This is a genomic window from Hamadaea sp. (assembly GCF_013362815.1).
Lineage (GTDB): Bacteria > Actinomycetota > Actinomycetes > Mycobacteriales > Micromonosporaceae > Hamadaea.
Window position 1 is genome coordinate 1 of record NZ_JABFVK010000013.1, and the last position, 15,611, is coordinate 15,611.

Genomic DNA, 15,611 nt, shown 5'->3' on the forward strand with positions numbered 1-15,611 from the left:
CCTGTTGTACATCGCGGTGGCGCAGCGCACTCATGAGCGCTCGCACGCGGCCTTTCAGCGTACGGCTCGTGCGGTGGAGGCCCATCGAATCCGGGAGGTCGCCGGATGACGACCCGTCCCGAAGAAGCTTCGGCGCGGCGGCCTGCCGAGCCGCAGAACCCTCACCAACGAACCCTTTACCGAGGAGACACCATGTCCCACACCAGCCTGAACCGCCGTACGGTCCTGCGCCGTGCCGCGGCCGCGGGTCTGCTGGCGACGCCGGCCGCCGGGTTCCTCGCGGCCTGCGCTTCCAGCGACAGCACCGGCGACGGCAACGGCGGCACCGCCGCCAAGACGAAGGACAACCCCTTCGGCGTCGACGCCAAGAAGAACCTCGACGCGGTCGTCTTCGACGGCGGCTTCGGCCAGGAGTACGCCAAGGGCTACGCCTCGCTCTACGAGCAGAAGTACAGCGGTTCCAAGGTCGGCATCACCTGGTCCAAGGAGATCCTGACCGACATGCAGCCCCGGTTCACGGGGAACACCGCGCCGGACGTCATCAACAACTCCTCGCCGAAGACGCTCGACCTGGCGACCATCGTGGACCAGCTCACCGACCTGACCGAGCTGTACGACGCGCCGAGCGTCGACGACCCCAACGTCAAGATCCGCGACACCCTGCTCGCCGGCACCATCGAGTCGGGCCTGTTCAACGACAAGCCCTACACGCTGAACGCCGCCTACACGGTGTACGGCTTCTTCCACGACCAGACCCTGTTCGACACCAAGGGCTGGAAGGTTCCGACCACGTGGGAGGAGTTCCTGGCGCTGGCCGAGAACGCCAAGAAGGAGGGCATCGCCGCCTTCACCCACCAGGGCAAGTACCCGTGGTACATGTACAACGTAATCACCGACTGGATCTGGAAGGTGGGCGGCAAGGAGGCGATCTTCGCGATCGACAACCTGGAGCCCAACGCCTGGACCTCCGACGCGGTGAAGACGGTCATCGACCACATCCACGAGATGCTGGGCAAGGGTTACGTCCAGGCCGGTGCGGCCGCGCTGGACCACACCACCACCCAGCAGGCGGTCATCGACCGCAAGGCGCTGTTCATCCCCTGCGGCACCTGGCTCGAGGGCGAGATGGCCAAGACCCTGCGCTCGGACACCAAGCTGGAGGTCAGCGCGCAGTGGAGCCTCACCGCGTCGGACAAGAGCCCCTACGGCACCGTACGCGCGGCCGCCGGTGAGGGCTGGATCGTCCCGAAGACCGGCAAGAACCCGGCCGGTGGCCTGGAGTTCCTGCGGATCATGCTGTCGAAGGCGGGCGCCCGTAAGTTCGCCGAGCTGACCAAGTCGCTGCCCGTCGTCAAGGGCGCGGCCGACGGACTGACCGGCTCGTCGCAGTTCGTCTCGGCGAACAAGGTCCTGGCCGCCGCCGGCACCAACGTCGTCAGCGTCCGCTTCGACGGCTGGTACAAGGACCTCTACACCGCCCTCGAGGGTGCGATCACCAACCTCATGTCGGGCAAGGGTGGCTCCGCGGAGTTCACCACGGCGATGCAGAAGGCGGCCGACAAGATCGCGGCCGACCCGAACGTCAAGAAGCAGCCCAAGCGGACTGCCTGACCATCGGCTGGATCAGGGTTCCGGGTCGGATCGTGACCCGTGATTCGACCCGGAACCCTGATCCAGCGCCGAAAAGGACCCGACCTAAGGAAATCGCCATGAACCACGGCAGAGCCCGCTTCATCGTGGGCTTCCTGTTCTTCCCCGTGCTGCTGTACGTGGTCTACGTGATCTGGCCGTACCTGCAGACCATCGGCTACTCGCTGACGGACTGGAACGGCTTCACGCCGGAGGTGCCGTACGCCGGCTTCGGCAACTACGCCGACCTGCTCAAGGACGAGACCTTCCTGCGGTCGCTTTACCACAACGCCGTGATCCTCGTGGTCTATCCGATCGTCACCATCCTGCTGGCACTGTTCTTCGCGTTCATGCTCAACGTTGGCGGCCGGGGGGACAAGGCGGGCGTACGCGGAGTGGCCGGATCCGGTCTGTACAAGACGATCTTCTTCTTCCCACAGCTGCTGTCGATCGCGATCGTGGCGATCCTGTGGAGCCGCATCTTCGAGAGTTCCACCGACACCGGCTTCCTCAACGCGCTGCTGGCGAAGGTCGGCATCGTCGACCCGCAGCGGCCGTTGCTGTTCCTCGGCGAGACGAACTCATGGCTGCTCCCGGGCATCCCGTTCGGCGACACCATCCTCGACGCGCCGGTCGTCCTCTGGTGTCTCATCGCGATCGCCGTCTGGGGCGGCGTCGGGTTCTACCTCGTGCTGTTCTCGGCCGGTATGCAGTCCATCCCCCGGGACATCTTCGAGGCGGCGCTGCTCGACGGTTCGACTCGCGGGCAGACGTTCTTCCGCATCACCCTGCCGCTGCTGTGGGAGCAGATCTCGGTCGCCTGGGTCTACCTGGGCATCGCGGCGCTGGACTTCTTCCTGCTCGCGTACGCGATCGCGCCGCCGAGCATGCAGGCGACCGGGGCCAGCCACGTGATGAGTTCGTGGATCTATCACACCGCCTTCGGCAGCAGCCGTTACGACAAGTTCGGGTACGCCTGCGCGATGGCGGTGGCGATGGCGGCGTTCACCTTCATCTTCGCGCTGATCCAGTTGCGGATCACGCGCCGGGAAAAGATCGAGTTCTAGGGCGGCCGCAGATGACGACGACAACTTCGAAGCACGAGCTGCCGACCGCGTCCGGGCCGGTCACGACGACGGAGAAGCGCAAGCCCGAGGGCCGCTTCCTCACCGGTTTCTCCCACGTGTTCCTCGCCGTGTGGGGTCTGATGGTCGGCGTACCGCTGATCTGGGCGACGGTCCAGTCGTTCCGGTCCGACGACGAGATCCTGCACCAGCCGCTGAGCCTGCCGACCTCGTGGCACATCGGCGCGTTCGGCCGGGCGTGGACCAAGGGGCACATCGGGGAGTACTTCTTCAACACCATCGTCGTGATGACGTTCAGCGTGACGCTGAGCATGCTGTTCGGCGCGATGGTCGCGTATGTGCTCGCCCGGTACCGCTTTCCCGGCAACCGGGCGATCTACTACCTGTTCTTCACCGGGCTGGTCATGCCGATCTTCCTCGGCCTGATCCCGCTCTACAAGACGGTGCAGAACCTGGCGGCCATGCTCGGGCTGTCCAGCGTCATCGGCCTGAACACCTACGGCGGGCTCATCCTCGTCTACATCGCGTACTCGTTGCCGTTCACGGTGTTCTTCCTGCACTCGTTCTTCCGTACGCTGTCCACCGACGTGGCCGAGGCGGGCCTGATCGACGGGGCGAGCCACACGACGCTGTTCTTCCGGGTGATGCTGCCGATGGCCAAGCCCGGCCTCGTCAGCATCGGCCTGTTCAACATCATCGGCCAGTGGAACCAGTTCATCCTGCCCAACCTGCTCATGAAGCCGCAGAGCGGCTTCGAGGAGGGCAAGTTCGTGCTGACCCAGGGCCTGCTGAACCTCGTGAACAACTCGAAGTACGAGACGGACTGGGCGCGCCTGTTCGCCGGCATGACGCTGGCCATGCTGCCGATCCTGGTCACGTACCTCGTCTTCAATCGCCAGATCCAGGCTGGGCTCACCGGCTCGATCACCAAGTAAGGCCCGCTGGGCCCGGCTCACAGGCTGGGCACAGCTTGCCCCTAGCGGGCACATACGCGCCTTGGGGATCCTCGACGGCGTGAAGACGAAGCGCTGGTCGGCCGACGCGGCCGGATTCGCCGCCGGGCTGACGATGATCGTCGTCGCCGCGCTGTGGGTCCGGCAGGGCGGCGTACTGGAGGTCGCGGGCGGCGGCTGGGCTGCGGTGGCCGCGATCGGGCGGCTGGCCGGGTTGTTCGCCTCCGACTTGATGCTGCTGCAGGTGCTGCTGCTCGCCCGGATCCCCTGGGTCGAGCGGGCGTTCGGCCAGGACCAGCTGGCCCGGTGGCATCGCTGGGTCGGATTCACCTCGTTCCACCTCATGCTGGCGCACATCGTCCTCATCACGCTCGGGTACGCCGGCCCGGTGCAGGACAACGTGCTGCACACCTTCTGGGACTTGATCACCAAGTATCCGGGGATGCTGCTGGCGGTGGCGGGAGCGGCGGCGATCGTCATGGTCGTGGTGACCTCGATCAAGGCGGCCCGGCGTCGGCTGCGCTACGAGTCGTGGCACCTGCTGCACCTTTATGCATACCTCGGGGTGGGGTTGGCGCTGCCGCATCAGTTGTGGACCGGCGCGGACTTCCTCGCCTCGCCGCTCGCGCGGGCGTACTGGTGGACGCTGTGGGCGGGGACGGCGGCGGCCATCGTGATCTTCCGGCTCGGGCTGCCCGCGTGGCGTACCGCCCGGCACCGGCTGGAGGTCGCCGAGGTGGTTCCCGAAGGACCGGGGCTGACCTCCGTCTATCTCAAGGGCCGCTTCCTCGACCGGCTGCCGGTCCACGCGGGGCAGTTCTTCCAGTGGCGGTTCCTCGACGGTCCGGGCTGGTCACGGGCCCATCCATACTCGTTGTCCGGGCCCCCGCGCAGGGACAGACTGCGGATCACCGTCAAGGATCTCGGCGACGGCAGCTCCCGCGTCGCGACCCTGCGGCCCGGCACCCGCGTCCTGGTCGAAGGCCCCTACGGCCGGCTCACCGGCGAGGTCTACGACGGTGGCCCGGTCACGATGATCGCTTGCGGTATCGGCATCACCCCACTGCTCGCGCTGCTGTGGGACCTGCCCTACCGCGACGGTGAAGCGACGCTCGTCTATCGCGCCCGGTCCGCGCAGGAGCTCGCCTTCCGGTCCGAGATCGAGTGGCTCGCCGCGCGACGCGGGGTCCGTGTCGTTCCGCTGCTCGGTCCGCGAGTCCAGGATTCGTGGTTGCCGCACGGGTACGCCGAAAGCAGCGGTCGATCGGGTGAGTTGGCAGCGCTGCGTCGCATCGTCCCGGATCTGCGGGGTCAGCACCTCTATGTCTGCGGCCCGGACGAGTGGACCGCCGGCGTGCGCCGGACGGCCGCCGAGGCCGGGGTCGCACCGGACCGGATCCACCTCGAACACTTCGCCTGGTAGCTCATCCGTAGCAAGCTCTGCAGAGAAAGGGAGACGATGCGGCGCATCACGCTGTGGCTGCTGTCCACTGTGGCTATTACGGTGCTGTTGTTCAGCTACCGCACCAGCACCATGGGGTCCGGCGGCGGCGACACGGTCGCGGTGACCCCCGCGAACAACAAGTCGAACAACGACTCGGGCGGCTCTACGGCCGGCTCGACCCAGACCGGCACTTCGACGGGGAACAGCACGGGGAGCAAGACCTATGAAGGATCGGTGGCGCAGACCCGGTGGGGTCCCGTGCAGGTGCGCATCACCGTGGCGAACGGCAAGATCACCGACGTCGAGGCGATCGAATACCCGACGGAGAACCACCGTGACCAGGAGATCAACCAGTACGCCCTCCCGATCCTGCACGACTCCGTGATCTCGAAGCAGAGCGCGCAGATCGACACCGTGTCGGGTGCGACGGTCACCAGTGAGGGGTACATCGAGTCGTTGCAGGCGGCCCTGGACTCCGCCCATTTGTCATGACGACCGCCAGGCAGAATCAGCGGGCCTGGGTCGAGCAGATCATGGGGCTGCCGATCAGCGTGAATCTGCGGGGACCTGGGCTGACGACTCCCGCCGTCGAGACGCGGGTCGCGGCGTACTTCGCCGAGTTGCGGCGGATCGACGAGATCTTCAGCACCTATCGACCCGACAGCGAGATCAGTCGATGGCAGCGCGGCGAGCTGACCCTGGCTGCCGCCGATCCGCTCCTCGGGCACGTACTCGCGTTGTGCGACCGCGCCTTTGTGCGTACCAGTGGATTCTTCGACGCGCGATCCTTGCCCGACCCACTGGGCGGAGCCACGCGGACCGATCCTTCCGGCCTGGTCAAAGGCTGGGCCGTGGAGCGAGCGACCCGGCAGCTGCCCGTGGGCCTGGGCTGGTGCGTGAACGCGGGCGGCGACGTGCTGGTCACCGCGGCGGACGGTCAGCCCGCGTGGCGTGTGGGGATCGAGGACCCGTCGCGGGACGGCAAAATCCTGCGGGCCGTGACCCTACGGCGGGGCGCGGTCGCGACCTCCGGGACCCGCCATCGCGGTACGCACATCGTCGACCCGCGCACCCGCCGCCCGCCTACGGGACTTCGCCAGGTCAGCGTGCTGGGGCCGGAGCTGCTCTGGGCGGACGTGTACGCCACGGCGGCGTTCGCGCGGGGCGGGAGTGCGCTGGAGTGGCTCGCGGAGCTGGACGGGTACGAGGGGCTGGTGGTGTCGGCGGACGGCCGGATCTCGAGTACGCCGGGCTGGCCGATCGCCTGAGCGGGTTTGACCGGCGGCGGCCGTGGAAAGGGGAGGGTATGACTAGTGTTCTGCCTGCTCCCAACGCCTCCGCAACCAGCACATCGGGTAGCACCCCGAGCGGCGCTTCGGGCAGCGCCGAGGCAGACGTGCGGGCGATGTTGCGACTGTGGACCACCGCCGAATACCGCGGCCTGGTCGACGTCGTCGAGGAACTGCTGACCGACGACTTCCTCGGGGTCGACCGCGCCGGGGAGGTGCTCGACAGACAAGACTGGCTCGCCCGGCGACGGGACGGGCGGCTGTTCCACACCACGTTCACCCTGAACGCCGTCGACGTGCGGGTGCACGACGACGCGGCGATCGCGGTGGGTGACCATGAATGCGCCGGTCACGACCAGGGCGAGACGTTCGGCCGGCACTGCCGGATCACTGCGGTCGGCGTACGCGACGGAAAGTTGTGGAAGCTCGCCTCGGTGCACATCAGCGAAGTGCCGGATCACTGATCGGAATCACCGCAAAAGTGTCGGGGCCTCCCCGGGCGGGTACAGCCTGGGGTGAACGGAGGCCCGACAATGGAAGAGATCCTGATGACGGGACCGCCGGCGGTCGATTCCCGGCCGGCGATCGCCGCCACCGGTCTGACGAGATACCTGACCCTCGACGGGCACGGCGCGCCCGACGCCTTCCCCGCGTACGCCGACGCGCTGCGGCGTGTCGCCACCGCGCTGAGACTGGCGGTGCACCCGACGGAGGCGTTGTGGTGGTCCGCCGACGGCGGCCCGATGCGCCCGGAACGGATGCACACCTGGCGGTGGACGCTGTTGCAGCAGGTGCCGCTGGAGACCTCGACGGCTGACGTGGCGCGGGCGTCGGCCACGCTGCGCGGCATCGTCCCCGACGGTCTGCTCTCCGAGATGGGCGTGACCAGTCTCGACGAGGGCACCGTCGCCCAGGTGCTCTACACCGGTTCGCTGCGGGACAAGGCGCCCGCCTTGCGGATGTTGCGGGATTTCGCCCGTACGCACGGCTATGCCGTCCAAGGGAAGTATCACGAGATCTATCTGGACGATCCGGGTCCGCATTCGCCACCGGACGCCCGGACGATCCTCCGGCTGCCCCTCGTCCGGACGGCCTGACTCGCGGCACGGCTCCCACCTGCCTCTCGTTGAGAGAGGGAAGGCTGTCTCATTCCCGCCGACAGCGTGGATGAGCAGTGCGAACGCGAATCAGGGAGGCCGTGATGGCTCGCAAACGACGCACGGCGGTGGCGGCCGCGGTCCCACCGCCGCCGGTCGAGCGGCATCCGGTGGTGGCGCCGGACAGTCCGCTGGCGGTGACCGCCCGGGAGCTGCTGGCAGCGCATACGCCGCCGGAGGGAAGCACGACGTGCCCGCGATGCGACGTGCCCGATCCGTGCCCGACGGCTCGGCACGCCAGCATCGTCTGCCTCGCCGCGCGGGATCCGGCCGAGGAGAACGCGCTGACTCCAGCCAGTGCCGGTTAGCGGTCCGGCCTCCCGCCCGCGCGGATAGTGGACCGCGGCTAGTGGACCGCAGCTAGTGGGCTCGGCCCGGGCTCGGCTGGCGAATGCCTTCCGGGCCGGGCTGTTTGGCCTCGCGATCGACCCGGGCTCGGAAGTCCAAGTCGGCGCAGTAGACGGCCAGCATCGCGCGCAGGCGGGAGGCGGGTGAGACGCCGTCGCCGAGGCGGAAGGCCTTCAACGCCAGATCCTCCTCGACGGTCAGCGTGACGCTCACCCGTTCGGGGCGTTTGGCGAGCGGCCGCGGTTCGCGTACCGCGCGGCGGGTCTGCGTCGCGTCGAGGAATCCCCGTTGGTAGTCGCGACCATGCCGGGCGGACAAGGCCCGCATCGCGTCACGGAGCAGGGTGGTTCCCCCACCGAGGCCGTGCCGCCAGCGGTGGCCGTCGTCCGTCTCCAGCCAGGCCCGCCCCATCCGGCTGCCGGCTTCGTACTCGTCGGTCGTCACGGAGAGCGCGCTACCCAATCCGGCGAGGATGAAACCCGCCTGCACTCGATAGTGGGACCACGCGGGACTACAGTCAAAACATCCATCGCCGTCCACTCCCCACGGACGGGCCCGGCTCCGCCCAGAGCCGCCGGACGGCGCGACCCGAAAGGATGTCCCGTGCGCGTGCCTCGTCTGAGGCGCGTGACCCTGCTGCGCTCCACGGTCATCGCGGCTGCCCTGCTCGTCGTCGGCTACGCCGGCGCCGCGCTCGCGCTGCCCGATCCGCCCGCGCCGGTCACCGCCAACGCCACCTGGTTCGATGCCCTCGGTTCGCCGTACGGCGGTTGCGGGCTGCCACAGGCCAATTTGGACAGTCAGAACTTCGTCGCCCTCAACGTGTTCAACACGCCCGGCGACTACGCGTACTCGACGCGGCCGGTGCCCGACGCCGCCAAGACCGGGATGTGGGAGAACGGGCACAACTGCGGCCGCTGGGTCCAGGTCTCGATCGCCGACTACTGCACCGGCGTCAACGACGGCGCACCGAACCAGCCGTTCTGCCGGAACGGTTCCTGGGTGAGCGACGCGTACAACGGCGGCACGCTCACCATGCTCGTCGCCGACAGCTGCGGTGACGGCAACGCGTGGTGCCGTGACGACCCGTATCACCTCGACCTCGCGAAGGGGTCGCTGAGCAAGTTCGTCAAGAACGGCACGACGCTGACCGACCTCTACCCGGACCACTGGAACAACCGGCACATCAGCTGGAAGTTCGTCCCCGCGCCCAACTACTCGGGGGACATCAACATCGGCTTCCTCCAGGGCGCTCAGCAGTGGTGGCCGGCGATCGCGGTCTCGCACCTGGCCAACGGCATCCACGGAGTCGAGTACCTGGCCGACGGAGCCTGGCACACCGCCACCATGAACAGCGACATGGGGCAGTCCTACATCATCGGCGGGCTCACCTCGGGTGCGACGAACTTCCAGATTCGCGTACGCGATGTCAACGACGCGCTGATCAACGGCGGGCGGGTGTACTCGTTCAGCCTGCCGTGCTCGTCGCAGTGCTCGGTGCCCTACACCGCGGCTGCGTACACGACGTCCCGCGGCGGCTCTGGATCGCCGTCGGCTTCCCCCTCGGCCTCCGTTTCGCCGTCCGCTTCCGCGTCGCCGTCTGCCTCGGTGTCCCCGTCTGCTTCGACGTCGCCGTCTTCATCGGGGGCGTGCTCGGCGGCGTACCGGATCACGAGCTCCTGGCCGGGCGGCTTCGGCGGTGAGGTCACCGTGACGGCGGGCAGCGCCCCGATCACGGGCTGGACCGTGAAATGGACGTACGCCAACGGGCAGGCGATCACCCAGCTGTGGAACGGCACGCTCACCACGAGCGGGTCGTCCGTCACCGTGAAGAACGTGTCCTACAACGGCTCGCTCGGTGCGGGCGGGACGGCGACGTTCGGCTTCAACGGCACCGCCGGCGGCACGAATGGCATTCCGACGTTGAGCTGCACCAGCCCCTGACGCGTTTTGGGCGCTGGATCAGGGTTCCGGGTCGAATCTTGCCCCATGATCCGACCCGGAACCCTGATCCAGCGCGCCACACATTGACGAAGGTGCGTGCTGAAATATTTAATAAAGCTTCCTTATAGGTTCCCCGGTCACTCTGCTGGAGGAGCGATGATGAAGCTAACGCGCATCACGGCGCTGGTCGCAGCCGCCGTTCTCTTGATCACGGCACCGGCGGCCCCCGCGATCGGGGCCGAGCTACTGTCCAACGGCGGCTTCGAGACGGGTGCGCTCAGCCCGTGGAGCTGTTCGGGCGGGCTGGGTAGCGTCGTCACCACGCCGGTGCGTACGGGGACGAAGGCGTTGCGCGGAGCGGCGTCCAGTTCGGACAACGCGAACTGCACGCAGACCGTTCCCGTCGTGTCCGGCACCTCCTACACCCTCACCGGCTGGGTTCGCGGCAGTTACGTCTACCTCGGCGTCACCGGGGGATCGTCGACGTGGACGCCGAGCGCCACGAACTGGACGCAGCTGACCGTCACCTTCACCGCGTCGAGCAGCAGCGTGCAGGTGTTCCTGCACGGCTGGTACGGCACCGGCGACTACTTCGCCGACGACGTGTCGTTGCAGGGCACGGCCGGGGCCGGCGTGCCCGGCGTCCCCGGTACGCCGGCCGCCGGGACGATCACGAACACCTCGGTCGCGCTGAGCTGGGCCGGGTCCACCGGGACGGTCACGGGTTACCGGGTGTACGAAGGCTCCACGGTGAAGTCGAGCGGCACCGGCACAACGGCGACGATCTCCGGGTTGACCGCCTGTACCAGCCACACCTACGACGTGACGGCGTACAACAGTGTCGGGGAGTCGGCGCACTCGGGGAGCGTCACGATCACCACGACCGGCTGCGGCACCGGAGTCCCGGGCACGCCCGGGAATGCGCGCGTGACGTCCACAGCGGATACTTCGCTCGGACTCGCCTGGGACGCGTCGAGTGGGACCGTCACCGGCTACCGGGTGTACGAAGGCACCACCGTGCGGGCGACTGTGACCGGCACGACGGCGACGATCTCCGGGCTGACCGCCTGCACAAGCCACACGTACGCCGTTCGCGCGTACAACGGCAGCGGTGAATCGGGCTCGGCGAGCGTGACCGGCACGACGACCGGATGCACCACGGGCACCTTGCCGAAACACCTGCTCACGGGCTACTGGCAGAACTTCACCAACGGCGCTACGCCGCTGCGGCTGTCGTCGGTCCCGACGACCTACGACATCGTGGCGATCGCATTCGCCAATGCCGACCCGAACTCGGCCGGCGGCGTGACCTTCGGCGTCGATTCCGGCCTGTCGAGCGCGCTCGGCGGTTATACCGACGCGCAGTTCAAGGCGGACGTCGCGACGCTGCACTCGCGCAACCAGAAGGTCATCCTCTCGGTCGGCGGCGAGAAGGGCACCGTCTCGGTCTCCAGCTCGACGGCGGCGACCAACTTCGCCAACAGCGTGTACGCGATCATGACCAGCTACGGGTTCGACGGCGTCGACATCGACCTGGAGAACGGGCTGAACGCGACCTACATGGAGCAGGCGTTGCGGTCGCTGCGGTCGAAGGCGGGCACGAACCTGATCATCACGATGGCGCCGCAGACGATCGACATGCAGTCGACCGGGTCGACGTACTTCGCGCTGGCCCTGAACATCCGCGACATCCTGACCATCGTGCACACGCAGTTCTACAACTCGGGCGGCATGCTGGGCTGCGACCAGATGTTCGCGTACGGGCAGGGCACGATCAACTTCCTGACCGCGCTCGCCTGCATCCAGCTGCAAAGCGCGCTGCGGCCGGACCAGGTGGCGCTCGGCCTGCCGTCGTCCACCTCGGCGGCGGGCGGCGGTTACGTCAGCCCCGGCGTGGTCAACAACGCGCTGGACTGCCTAGCCGCCGGGACGAGCTGCGGCAGCTTCGTTCCCCCGGCGAAGTGGCCGAGCATCCGTGGCGCCATGACGTGGTCGATCAACTGGGATGCGAGCAACGGGTACGCCTTCGCCAACACCGTCCACTCGCACCTCGTCGCCATGCCGTGACGCTGTGGGCGCACTGATCGCCGAAGCCTGGCGATCAGTGCGCCTCGCCTCGCCTGTGAGTGCTGTCGAACGCGCTGATCGTCGGAAGCCGACGATCTTGGAGGTTCGCGGTTCCTTGATCGTCGGCTTCCGACATTCGTGGCACGAATCGTGCACTGATCGTCGGCTTCCGACGATCATGGTGCGGCCGGCGAGCAGGCCACGGCCAGGCGTCAGGCCACGGCCAGGCGTCCGGCCACGGCCAGGCGTCAGGTCGCGGGTGGGAAAGCGGCCGCGCCCGGGCGAAGGGGCCGACGCGTCACTCAGCCGACGTGGCGGCGCGCTGGAGCCCGGCGTTCTCGGTCGCCAGTGCCTTGGCGAAAGTCTTGCCCAGCAACGTTCCGAGGAGCTTGGCACCCGGTCCGGCCAGCTCCAGGACGAGAGTGTTGCGGCACCCGTCGCCCTCGTCGGCGAGCAGATGCCGTCCGGTCATCGTCACCCCGAGCCGCCGCGTCTGCCAGGTGAACTCCCGTACCGGCGTCAGCCGTGTCACCGTCCAGATCGCCGGGGTCTGCGCCGGCTGCCAGATCTTGGCCTGGCTGCCTTCGTGGATCGGCCCGTCGTCGAGGCGTACGACCCGGCGCATGGTCGGCGTCACCGACGGCAGGTTCTCGACATCAGTGGTGAGGTCCCAGACGCGCTCGGTCGGCGCGTCGATGGTGACCGTGTTCTCCCAACGCATGACGTCAATGTACCATTCGGTACATGTCGAGTGCGCGGGCGGAGACGCTGGACCGGGTGATGGCGTACGCGGCCGCCAACGGCATCGGTGGCAAGAGTCTCCGGGAGATCGCCGACGGGATCGGCAGCAGTCATCGGATGCTCCTCTACCACTTCGGTACGCACGAAGGACTGCTCGCGGCGCTCGTCGAGGCGGTGGAACAGCAGCAGCGGGACCTGATGACGGAGTTGGCCGCGCGGCACCAGTCGGCCCAGGAGTTGATGCTCGCCCTGTGGGAGCGCGTCAGCAGTCCCGAGGTACGCCCCTTCGTCCGCCTGTTCTTCGAAGTGCTCGGCTTGGCGGCGCAAGGGGCGGCCGGAACGGACCGATTGCTGAGCGGGCTCACCGAACCGTGGCTGGACAGCGGAGCCGCGCTGGCGCCGGGCGTACGCCGGGAGGCGGTGCGGGTCGGTGTCGCAGTCGTCCGCGGACTGCTTCTCGATCTGGTCGCCGGAGCGGATCCGGCCGATGTGGACCGAGCCTATCGGCTGTTCGCGGGGTCCTTCGAAGACCTGACCCGGAACGGATGACGTCGATGCCAGTCAATTAGGTGACGGAGAGGAGTCATTCCCTCACTCCGGGCGTACGGTGCTTGCAACCCCAACGCCTTTCGCCAGAATCGAGGGTGCAATGAGCAACGTTCAGAAGTGGGGCTACGCCAGCTTCGGCGTCGGCCTGGTCCTCGCGGCGGGCTGCTACATCGGGTTCGCCGCCGCGTCCGGTGCAGGTGTCAAGACGACCCTCCTGGTCGCCGCCACCGTCTTCACCGTGGCCGCAGCGAACGGCCTCGGCGTCGGCATCGCCGACAGCGTCACGACCGGGAAATGGGTCGGCCTGATCGTCGGGGCGGTCGGCTTCGTCGCCTGGGGCATCGCCTGGCTCGCCACGAGCGGCGCGCTGAAGGATTCCTTCGGGTGGGCTGCCGTCTTCGCGGCGATCGCGGCGCTCGCCTCGATGCTTCCGGAACTGTTCGGCGGGAGCAGCGCACCCGCTACCACCAACTGACAGAGGAGACGTACGCCCGGCCCGGCGGCGAGAAATCGCGTGCCCGGCCGGGCGTACGCGCGTATCGTGGCCGCGTCTTGTGAAGCGACTACCTGATGAGGTGCATTGGATGACGGTTCAGGCAGCGTCGGCCCCGGTGGCCGGCCGACCCCACGGTTCTGTCCTGATCCCAGCCAATCCAAGGAGCATCCATCGTGGATCTTCCACGCCACTTCGTCATCCGCGAGAGCGGTCACCGCATTCACAACCCGTTCAGTCCTGAAAAACTCGCCATCCTCGGGCGGGCCCTGGGCCTGACGCCCGGGACCACCGCCCTGGACCTGGCCTCCGGCAGCGGCGAGATGCTGTGCACCTGGGCCCGGGACCACGGTCTCACCGGGACCGGAGTCGACATCAGCACCGTGTTCACCGCGGCCGCCCAGGCGCGCGCCGCCGACCTGGGCGTCGCCGACCGCGTACGCTTCGAGCACGGCGACGCGGCCGGACATGTCGCGGCCGAACCGGTCGACCTCGCCGCGTGCATCGGCGCGACCTGGATCGGCAACGGCGTCGCCGGCACGGTGGAGCTGCTGCAACGCAGCCTCCGTCCCGGTGGCCTGATGCTGATCGGCGAACCCTACTGGCGGATCGACCCGCCGGACCAGGAGACCGTCGAGGCCAATCACACGGCCAGCAAGGACGACTTCCGGGCGTTGCCGGAGTTGCTCGAACAGTTCGGCGACCTCGGCTACGACGTCGTCGAGATGGTGCTGGCCGACCAGGACAGCTGGGACCGTTACTCGGGGGCGCAGTGGCTTTCCATCCGCCGCTGGCTCGACGAGAACCCCGACGACGAGCTGGCCGAGTCGTTCCGCGCCGAACTGCGCGACGGACCGGCGAGGTACGCCCGCTTCCGGCGTGAGTACCTCGGCTGGGGCGTGTTCGCACTGATGCGCCGCTAACGCTGATCCCCGCGCTGGATCAGGGTTCTGGGCCGAATCATGAACGAAGATTCGACCGGGAACCCTGATCCAGCGCCCGCAGAGAAAGCGCCGTCGGTTGTAACGTGCGCGTCAGTGCGGTGAAAGGGCCGTGACAGGCGGTCCGCCGAATATTCTCGGCATGCAGAACACACTTACTCCCAGCGCCGCCGCCACTACGAAGGCCGCGCGCCCCAACCGTTTCGTCGAGCTCCTGCTCGCCGACCGCCACTCGATCCCGCTGTCGATCGCGCTGCATCTCGTGCCCGGCGCGCTGATCGTCGCCGCGTACTTCCTCCTCGCCGAACCGTTCGTCAAGGCGATCGATTATCCGATCTTCTTCGCCTGGGCGGTCGCCCTCGTGATCGTGCTCGTGCCGGTGCTCTTCGGCCTGTTGTGGCTGGGCCGGCGGCGTAACGGCCGGTTCTCACTGCGCGGGGTCGTCGGATACGCGGACAAGCCGATCCCGCGCCGGAAGGTCATCGGCATGATGGCGGGTCTGCTGGTGTGGATGACCGTGGTGTCGCTCGCCCTGACCCCGCTGGACAACTTCGTCTTCGACCACTTCTTCACGTGGGTTCCCTTCGAGGGAGCGGGCGGCAGCGCCACCACCTATCTCGACGGGTACTCGCATTCGCAGCTGGTCATCACGATGCTGGTGTGCTTGCCGCTGACGGGGTTCAGCCTGCCGCTGATCGAGGAGTTCTACTTCCGGGGCTTCCTGCTGCCGCGCATCTCCCACCTGCGCTGGGGCGCGCCGGTGCTCAACACGGTTCTGTTCTCGGTGTACCACTTCTGGGCGCCGTGGACGGTGCTGTCCAAGCTCGTCTTCCTGTTCCCCGGCATCTGGCTGGTCTGGCGCAAGCACGACATCCGGCTCTCGATCGGCATGCACCCCGGTTCCGCGCTGCTCATGGCTACGGTCGGGACCGTCTTGGTCGTGCTCGGCCTGGTCTGACGAAGACCGGTGA

At 67.9% G+C, this 15,611-nt stretch carries 16 protein-coding genes and 3 pseudogenes; 17 read left to right on the forward strand and 2 right to left on the reverse strand.

Translation table 11 applies throughout. The features are described 5' to 3' along the window. From HOV77_RS05005 to HOV77_RS05050, 10 genes and pseudogenes are all read left to right on the forward strand, one after another. Positions 1–109 (forward strand): annotated as a pseudogene (locus HOV77_RS05005) (RpiR family transcriptional regulator); the annotation flags it as partial. 83 nt (positions 110–192) lie between these two features. Beyond that, positions 193–1,611, forward strand: a complete 1,419-nt coding sequence (gene ngcE / locus HOV77_RS05010) for an N-acetylglucosamine/diacetylchitobiose ABC transporter substrate-binding protein (RefSeq protein ID WP_290858068.1) — start codon at positions 193–195, stop codon at positions 1,609–1,611. A 98-nt stretch (positions 1,612–1,709) separates the two neighbouring features. Beyond that, positions 1,710–2,696 carry a sugar ABC transporter permease gene (locus HOV77_RS05015; RefSeq protein WP_290858072.1) on the forward strand — a complete coding sequence of 329 codons (987 nt, stop codon included), beginning with the start codon at positions 1,710–1,712 and terminating at the stop codon, positions 2,694–2,696. Positions 2,697–2,707: 11 nt separating this feature from the next. Beyond that, positions 2,708–3,649 carry a carbohydrate ABC transporter permease gene (locus tag HOV77_RS05020; protein ID WP_290858075.1) on the forward strand — a complete coding sequence of 314 codons (942 nt, stop codon included), beginning with the start codon at positions 2,708–2,710 and terminating at the stop codon, positions 3,647–3,649. Between the two features lie 79 nt (positions 3,650–3,728). Continuing rightward, a complete protein-coding gene (locus HOV77_RS05025) occupies positions 3,729–5,090 on the forward strand; it encodes a ferredoxin reductase family protein (RefSeq protein WP_363259666.1) in 1,362 nt (453 codons plus the stop codon). Positions 5,091–5,126: 36 nt separating this feature from the next. Continuing rightward, positions 5,127–5,603 (forward strand): FMN-binding protein, encoded by a 477-nt coding sequence (locus HOV77_RS05030; RefSeq protein WP_290858078.1) that lies wholly within the window; start codon positions 5,127–5,129, stop codon positions 5,601–5,603. Continuing rightward, complete coding sequence (locus HOV77_RS05035) at positions 5,600–6,379, forward strand: FAD:protein FMN transferase (RefSeq protein ID WP_290858080.1); 780 nt, start codon at positions 5,600–5,602, stop codon at positions 6,377–6,379. Before HOV77_RS05030 ends, HOV77_RS05035 begins: the two co-directional genes overlap by 4 nt. 38 nt (positions 6,380–6,417) lie before the next feature. Beyond that, the gene (locus HOV77_RS05040) at positions 6,418–6,864 is read left to right on the forward strand and encodes a nuclear transport factor 2 family protein (RefSeq protein ID WP_290858083.1); all 447 of its coding nucleotides are present in this window, start codon (positions 6,418–6,420) and stop codon (positions 6,862–6,864) included. A gap of 69 nt (positions 6,865–6,933) precedes the next feature. Then, positions 6,934–7,497: a GyrI-like domain-containing protein gene (locus HOV77_RS05045; protein ID WP_290858100.1), complete on the forward strand. Its 564-nt coding sequence runs from the start codon at positions 6,934–6,936 to the stop codon at positions 7,495–7,497. A gap of 104 nt (positions 7,498–7,601) precedes the next feature. Continuing rightward, positions 7,602–7,865, forward strand: a complete 264-nt coding sequence (locus tag HOV77_RS05050; protein WP_290858103.1) for a hypothetical protein — start codon at positions 7,602–7,604, stop codon at positions 7,863–7,865. 52 nt (positions 7,866–7,917) lie between these two features. Here the strand turns inward: HOV77_RS05050 and HOV77_RS05055 are convergent, their stop codons facing one another. Further along, on the reverse strand, positions 7,918–8,349 hold the full coding sequence (locus tag HOV77_RS05055) for a hypothetical protein (RefSeq protein WP_290858109.1): 432 nt from the start codon (positions 8,347–8,349) through the stop codon (positions 7,918–7,920). 183 nt (positions 8,350–8,532) lie between these two features. Here HOV77_RS05055 and HOV77_RS05060 point away from each other — a divergent pair, with 183 nt between their 5' ends. The 3 genes and pseudogenes from HOV77_RS05060 to HOV77_RS05070 all read left to right on the forward strand — a co-directional run. Further along, positions 8,533–9,849, forward strand: coding sequence for a cellulose binding domain-containing protein (locus HOV77_RS05060; protein WP_290858111.1), 1,317 nt, complete (start codon positions 8,533–8,535; stop codon positions 9,847–9,849). A 159-nt stretch (positions 9,850–10,008) separates the two neighbouring features. After that, positions 10,009–10,956: pseudogene (locus HOV77_RS05065) on the forward strand (carbohydrate binding domain-containing protein); the annotation flags it as partial. A 60-nt stretch (positions 10,957–11,016) separates the two neighbouring features. Continuing rightward, positions 11,017–11,916, forward strand: a pseudogene (locus HOV77_RS05070) (chitinase); the annotation flags it as partial. A 298-nt stretch (positions 11,917–12,214) separates the two neighbouring features. Here the strand turns inward: HOV77_RS05070 and HOV77_RS05075 are convergent. Beyond that, a complete protein-coding gene (locus HOV77_RS05075) occupies positions 12,215–12,637 on the reverse strand; it encodes an SRPBCC family protein (protein WP_290858114.1) in 423 nt (140 codons plus the stop codon). Positions 12,638–12,660: 23 nt separating this feature from the next. Here HOV77_RS05075 and HOV77_RS05080 point away from each other — a divergent pair, with 23 nt between their 5' ends. The 4 genes from HOV77_RS05080 to HOV77_RS05095 all read left to right on the forward strand — a co-directional run bounded on the left by HOV77_RS05080 (position 12,661) and on the right by HOV77_RS05095 (position 15,598). Then, on the forward strand, positions 12,661–13,206 hold the full coding sequence (locus HOV77_RS05080) for a TetR/AcrR family transcriptional regulator (RefSeq protein WP_290858116.1): 546 nt from the start codon (positions 12,661–12,663) through the stop codon (positions 13,204–13,206). 100 nt (positions 13,207–13,306) lie between these two features. Next, positions 13,307–13,681, forward strand: coding sequence for a hypothetical protein (locus HOV77_RS05085; RefSeq protein WP_290858118.1), 375 nt, complete (start codon positions 13,307–13,309; stop codon positions 13,679–13,681). 194 nt (positions 13,682–13,875) lie between these two features. Further along, positions 13,876–14,622: a class I SAM-dependent methyltransferase gene (locus tag HOV77_RS05090; protein ID WP_290858120.1), complete on the forward strand. Its 747-nt coding sequence runs from the start codon at positions 13,876–13,878 to the stop codon at positions 14,620–14,622. A gap of 160 nt (positions 14,623–14,782) precedes the next feature. Further along, on the forward strand, positions 14,783–15,598 hold the full coding sequence (locus HOV77_RS05095; RefSeq protein WP_290858123.1) for a CPBP family intramembrane glutamic endopeptidase: 816 nt from the start codon (positions 14,783–14,785) through the stop codon (positions 15,596–15,598). Positions 15,599–15,611: the final 13 nt, after the last annotated feature.

Bases quoted from the DNA above. Each gene is read 5' to 3' on its own strand.
- HOV77_RS05035 (WP_290858080.1), top strand. From the start codon at position 5,600: ATGACGACCGCCAGGCAGAATCAGCGGGCCTGGGTCGAGCAGATCATG.
- HOV77_RS05080 (WP_290858116.1), top strand. From the start codon at position 12,661: ATGTCGAGTGCGCGGGCGGAGACGCTGGACCGGGTGATGGCGTACGCG.
- HOV77_RS05020 (WP_290858075.1), top strand. From the start codon at position 2,708: ATGACGACGACAACTTCGAAGCACGAGCTGCCGACCGCGTCCGGGCCG.
- HOV77_RS05050 (WP_290858103.1), top strand. From the start codon at position 7,602: ATGGCTCGCAAACGACGCACGGCGGTGGCGGCCGCGGTCCCACCGCCG.
- HOV77_RS05045 (WP_290858100.1), top strand. From the start codon at position 6,934: ATGGAAGAGATCCTGATGACGGGACCGCCGGCGGTCGATTCCCGGCCG.
- HOV77_RS05085 (WP_290858118.1), top strand. From the start codon at position 13,307: ATGAGCAACGTTCAGAAGTGGGGCTACGCCAGCTTCGGCGTCGGCCTG.
- HOV77_RS05030 (WP_290858078.1), top strand. From the start codon at position 5,127: ATGCGGCGCATCACGCTGTGGCTGCTGTCCACTGTGGCTATTACGGTG.
- HOV77_RS05040 (WP_290858083.1), top strand. From the start codon at position 6,418: ATGACTAGTGTTCTGCCTGCTCCCAACGCCTCCGCAACCAGCACATCG.
- HOV77_RS05015 (WP_290858072.1), top strand. From the start codon at position 1,710: ATGAACCACGGCAGAGCCCGCTTCATCGTGGGCTTCCTGTTCTTCCCC.
- HOV77_RS05095 (WP_290858123.1), top strand. From the start codon at position 14,783: ATGCAGAACACACTTACTCCCAGCGCCGCCGCCACTACGAAGGCCGCG.
- ngcE (WP_290858068.1), top strand. From the start codon at position 193: ATGTCCCACACCAGCCTGAACCGCCGTACGGTCCTGCGCCGTGCCGCG.
- HOV77_RS05075 (WP_290858114.1), bottom strand. From the start codon at position 12,637: ATGCGTTGGGAGAACACGGTCACCATCGACGCGCCGACCGAGCGCGTC.